Source organism: Succinivibrio sp., from assembly GCF_045124615.1.
GTDB lineage: Bacteria > Pseudomonadota > Gammaproteobacteria > Enterobacterales > Succinivibrionaceae > Succinivibrio > Succinivibrio faecicola.
In genome coordinates this window covers 1-5516 of the sequence record NZ_JBGVMC010000375.1, presented here as the reverse complement: position 1 = coordinate 5516, position 5516 = coordinate 1, and the positions used below count along the sequence as shown (strand labels likewise).

Sequence of the window (5516 nt, the reverse complement as noted above, 5' to 3'; positions counted from 1 at the left end):
CATACATATATGACTGTATCAGGTCAGCTAAACGTTGAAACCTATGCATGCGCATTCTCAAAGGTATATACATTCGGACCAACCTTCAGAGCAGAAAACTCAAATACAACTCGTCATTTAGCTGAGTTCTGGATGATTGAGCCTGAAATGGCATTTACCGATCTTAACGGTTGTGCACAGACAGCAGAAAAACTTCTAAAGTATGTATTCAAAGAGGTTTTAGAAAAGCGTGCCGATGATATGAACTTCATCGTTCAGCGTGTTGATAAGGATGCAATAAGCCGTCTTGAGCATTTCATCAACTCTGACTTTGCTCAGGTTGACTATACAGATGCAATTGAAATTCTTAAGAATGCAGACAAGAAATTTGAGTATCCTGTTGAGTGGGGTATAGATCTTCAGTCAGAGCACGAAAGATATCTAGCTGAAGAACACTTTAAGGCTCCTGTAGTTGTTAAGAACTATCCAAAGGATATCAAGGCTTTCTACATGAAGCAGAATGATGATGGCAAGACTGTTGCTGCAATGGACGTTTTAGCTCCTGGTATCGGTGAGATCATCGGTGGTTCTCAGCGTGAGGACAGTTTAGAGAAACTTGATAAGAGAATGGATGAGCTTGGACTGAATAAGGACAGCTACTACTGGTATAGAGACTTACGTCGCTATGGCTCAGTTCCACACTCAGGCTTCGGTTTAGGCTTTGAGCGTTTAATTGTTTATATCACTGGTGTTGGTAACGTTCGTGATGCAATTCCATTCCCACGTACACCACACAACGCTGAATTCTAATTTATAAATTCAGTCAGTCTAAAGCCAGAGCTAAGCTCTGGCTTTTTCATAAATAATGATTTTCAAAAATTCATACTTTGTGATCTTTCAAAATTACTTCACTATAAAAGTGCATTTATAATTAAAAAAATCAAATCATCTTGATTTTTGATATTTCATAGGTCTATGATAAAAACAACTTGAAAAAAGGATAGTTAAAAAATGGTTTTATTTAATACAAACAATTCAGCTAAGTTATGGTGGTGCCTCGTTTAATGCGGGGTATTTGTGTTTGTATTTACAGATTTCTAAAAGGCCCGCAGATTGCGGGCCTTTTTCGTTATTAAGGACTTATTATGAAAAATATATTTTTTGAGACAAAATACCTAAAATCCCCACACCTCTTTTATAGGGATTTTTGTAACAAAGAAAATACAATTCTATTTGAATCAGCTGAAATTGTAGATAAAAGTGGTGTACAGAGTCTTATTGGATTATCTACTGCATTAAAAATCACCTGCGATGATTTAAAAGTTACAGTAAAAGCACTAAACGATAATGGTACTGCTCTATTAAAGCTCATTGCAGAAGATCTAAATACATCTATTAGCGACAACTCTTTTTCTATCACCTATGCAAGACCTAGCAGAAATCTTGATGAATATTCAAGACTGAAAAGTGATGGTCCTTTTAGCGTACTTCGTGCATTGCAAAAACATATAAAGGATTGTAAGGATATCTTCATTGGTGGCACCATTGCATTTGACTTTATCAACAACTATGAATACATAGGTGATGTTCCAAAAGGTGAAAATCCATGCTCAGACTACACATTCTATGTATTTGACGTTTCTGTAAGAGTAAACCATATTGAAAAGACAACTAAGGTAAATGCCTACGTTTTTGCAGAAAATGCATATAAGGACACTGCTTTTACTGCTCTATCAATTAAAGAGGCTTTAGATGATTTTGATAAAGAGGATAATCTTGATATTTGCTTAAATGTAAAGCCTGAGATAAATCCTGATCTTGACGATCAGGAATTTTCAAAAATCGTTAGTGCAATTAAAGAGCATATTATCAAAGGTGATGCATTCCAGGTTGTTCCATCAAGAACATTTTCACTTGACTGTAAAAATTCTTTACTTGCATATACCTATCTAAAAAAACTCAATCCATCTCCTTATATGTACTTTATCCATGACCAGAACTTTACTCTCTTTGGAGCATCTCCTGAATTTGCCGTACGCTATGAGGCTCAAAACAGACAGGTTTCAATAAGCCCTATTGCAGGAACAAGAGCAAGAGGTCTTAACTCTGACGGTACTGTTAACAGAGAGCTTGATTCAAGAATCGAGCTTGAACTTAGAACAGACAGAAAAGAGGTAGCTGAACATCTTATGCTAGTTGATCTTGCAAGAAACGATATTGCAAGGATCTCAAAACCAGGTACAAGATACGTGGATAATATGCTGCATGTAGATAAGTACCAGTCAGTTATGCACCTTGTATCAGATGTACATGGAACATTAAGAGACGATCTTGACGGACTGCATGCATACCTTGCATGCATGAACATGGGAACACTCTCAGGTGCACCAAAAATCAAAGCTCATGAGCTTATTTACAGATATGAAGGTAAAAAAAGAGGATCTTATGGCGGTACCGTATGCATTCTTTCAAATGATGGATCGCTAGACAGCTGTATTGCTATCAGATCAGCTTTCGTAAAAAATGATAAAGCCTACGTTCAGGCTGGATGCGGTGTGGTATTCGACTCAGATATCAGTGCAGAGTGTCTTGAGACAGTAAACAAGGCAAAGTCAGTATTAACAGCAATTACAATGGCAAAGGCAGAATAAAATGGCAACAATAATCTTCATAGATAATTTCGATTCTTTTACATATAACCTTGTTGACGAATTCAGAGTATTAAATCATGAAGTACTGGTGTACAGAAATGATGCTGATATTGATTTTATCAGTAATCTTGCAAAGCAAAAGCAAGAGAATGGTGAAAAAGTACTTTTTGTTCTCTCACCAGGACCATCATCTCCATCAGATGCAAATAATCTAATTGGAATAATCAAAAGCAATCTTGGTAAATATCCAATGCTTGGTATCTGCCTTGGTCATCAGGCTCTAGGTCAGGTATTAGGAGGTAAGGTTGTAAGAGCAGATAAAATCGTACACGGAAAAAGCTCTATGATAAATCATGTCAATAAGATTTGCTTTTCAAATCTTCCAAATCCACTTAAGGTTGCAAGATATCACTCACTTGTTGTAGAGGATCTGGGAGAAGATGTTGAGGTACTTGCATCTGTTGATAATCTTTGTATGTCTCTTTACAGCAAAAAGTACAATGTTTTAGGCTTTCAGTTCCATCCTGAATCTATAATGTCTACCTATGGAAGAGTACTTTTAGATAACTCAATCAATAGTCTTTTAAGAGAAAAACAAGATAAGTGATTTATTTTGGTGCAGATAAGCTGTTGTAATAAAAAAATAAAAAAATTTATTTACAACAATAATTTTTTGAGCAATACTGCAAGAAAAGAAATTTTCAAGGAATTAAATTTAAAATGACTTTCTTCAATACAAACAATTCAGCTAAGTTATGGTGGTGCCTCGTTTAATGCGGGGTATTTGTGTTTGTATTTACAGATTTAATAAAAGGCCCGCAGATTTGCGGGCCTTTTTCGTTTCAGATTAAAAAAATTTTAAAGGACAAAAAAATGAAAGAACTTATCGAAAAACTTTACAACAAAGAAAACTTAAGCTTTGATGAGACAAAATCAATCTTTGAAGAAATCTTTGCAGGAAAACTTGATCCAATCGTATTCTCATCAGTACTTACTGCAATGAAGATTAAAGGTTACAGCTCTGATGAGCTTGGTGGTGCTGCAAGTGCAATGATAAGTGCAGCACTTCCATTCAACCGTAACCGTGATATCAAAGTAGGTGAAATCGTAGGTACTGGTGGTGACAAATTAAAGACAATCAATATTTCAACAATCAGTGCAATTGTCAGTGCATCTTTAGGCTTACATGTTGCAAAACACGGTAATACAGCAGTAAGTTCAAAATCAGGTGCATCAGATGTTCTAACTGAGCTTGGTTACAATATCAGAGCTGAGGAAAAGGATACACTAAGAGCACTTGAAAAGCAGGGATTTGCATTCTTCTTTGCTCAGAAGTATCACACAGGCATGAAATACGCAGCTCCTGTAAGAAAGGCTCTTGGCACCTCAACAATCTTCAATATATTAGGACCTATCTGTAATCCTGCTCACGTTGATTATGAACTTTTAGGTTGCTATGACGAGAATCTTTTAGAGGATATGGCTTTAGCATTAAAACTTAACAATGTTAAAAGAGCTATGGTAATCAACGGCAACGGAATGGATGAAATCTCAATTTTTGGTCAGACAAAGGTTTGCGAATTATTAGAAAACGGAGAGACCAAAAAGTATACTCTTACAAACGAGGACTTTGGTATCAAGGGCAACTATACACAATCTGATCTTACAGGTGGTGATGCAGTTGAAAATGCAAAAACAGCAAGACAGATTTTATCAGGCAAGGGTTGTGATGCTCACAATGCTGTAATTGCAGCAAATACATCTGCAATGCTCTATTTAGCAGGCAAAGCTGACAATTTCAAGAGTGGTTTTGAAATGGCTTTAGAAGAAATCAAATCAGGTCGCGCTCTGAACAGATTTGAGAACATTGCAAAAATCTCTATGGGTCTTTAATAAAATGCTGCAAAAAGAACCACTGACAGAACAGGCAAAGGCTTTTAAAGGTCTTAACATTGCAGGTATTGAAAACACAGTACTTGCAACTATCGTAAACAAAAAAGTTCAGGATGTAAAAGAGCTTAAAGTTACAGGTAAAAGGACTACACCTTTAGTTTCCTTTAAAAAAGCTTTAAGTGACAGAACAAAAAAGAATTTTATTTTAGAGTGCAAGAAGTCATCTCCAACTCTTGGAAATTTCTGCAAGGATTTTGACTTAGATAAAATCACTGAGTGTTACAACACAAGAGCAAGTGCAATATCTGTTCTTTGTGAAAAGCATTTTTTCAACGGCTCAAGTGAATATTTAAGCTATGTTAAAAGCAAAACCAATCTTCCTGTTCTTTACAAGGATTTTGTAATCTGTAAAGAGCAGATTGATGATGCCTATGTAAGTGGAGCTGATGCTGTACTGCTAATGCTTTCCTTACTTGATAATGATACCTATCTTTCTTTGTACAGCTATGCAAAATCATTAAATCTTGATGTGCTAACAGAGGTTGACAATGAAGAACAGGCTAGATTTGCTAAATCTCAAAAGATAGACATCGTTGGTATTAACAACAGAGATTTGAGAACCTTAAAGATTGATATTAGCAATGCTAAAAAAATAGCCAGGATTTTTGACTCTGATACCATCGTAGTTTCAGAATCTGGTATCAATGAACACTCTGATCTGTTTTATCTTCGAGATATCAGCTGCTTTTTAATCGGCTCATCACTTACAAAGTCTGATGATATCGTATTTAAAGCAAACTCTATGCTCTATGGTACCAACAAAATCTGCGGTATCACAACTAAAGAGGCACTTGAAGCAGCCATTGATGTTCATGCATCTATTGCAGGATTTATCTTTTTTGAAAAATCTGTAAGAAACATAAGTGTTGAAAAAGCAGCTGAATTTGCAAATTTTGCAAGAGGCAAAATCCGCTTTGCTGGTGTATTTGTAAA

Annotated in this window: 5 protein-coding genes; all 5 read left to right on the top strand. The window is 35.8% G+C overall.

Features of this window, described 5'->3' with window-relative positions; all coding sequences use genetic code 11:
• Positions 1-789: asparagine--tRNA ligase (gene asnS, locus ACJML3_RS09950; protein ID WP_406022849.1), on the top strand; the 789-nt coding region annotated here is incomplete at its 5' end.
• A gap of 335 nt (positions 790-1124) precedes the next feature.
• The gene (locus ACJML3_RS09945; RefSeq protein ID WP_406022847.1) at positions 1125-2630 is read left to right on the top strand and encodes an anthranilate synthase component 1; all 1506 of its coding nucleotides are present in this window, start codon (positions 1125-1127) and stop codon (positions 2628-2630) included.
• A 1-nt stretch (position 2631) separates the two neighbouring features.
• Positions 2632-3237 (top strand): aminodeoxychorismate/anthranilate synthase component II, encoded by a 606-nt coding sequence (locus ACJML3_RS09940; RefSeq protein WP_406022845.1) that lies wholly within the window; start codon positions 2632-2634, stop codon positions 3235-3237.
• 266 nt (positions 3238-3503) lie between these two features.
• Positions 3504-4523, top strand: a complete 1020-nt coding sequence (trpD, locus tag ACJML3_RS09935) for an anthranilate phosphoribosyltransferase (protein ID WP_406022843.1) — start codon at positions 3504-3506, stop codon at positions 4521-4523.
• A 4-nt stretch (positions 4524-4527) separates the two neighbouring features.
• Positions 4528-5516, top strand: a 989-nt coding sequence (locus ACJML3_RS09930) for a bifunctional indole-3-glycerol phosphate synthase/phosphoribosylanthranilate isomerase (protein ID WP_406022841.1), incomplete at its 3' end; no start/stop codon positions are given.

What these genes read in the sequence shown, in the direction of transcription:
- ACJML3_RS09945 (WP_406022847.1), top strand. Translation starts at nt 1,125, where the DNA reads ATGAAAAATATATTTTTTGAGACAAAATACCTAAAATCCCCACACCTC.
- ACJML3_RS09940 (WP_406022845.1), top strand. Translation starts at nt 2,632, where the DNA reads ATGGCAACAATAATCTTCATAGATAATTTCGATTCTTTTACATATAAC.
- trpD (WP_406022843.1), top strand. Translation starts at nt 3,504, where the DNA reads ATGAAAGAACTTATCGAAAAACTTTACAACAAAGAAAACTTAAGCTTT.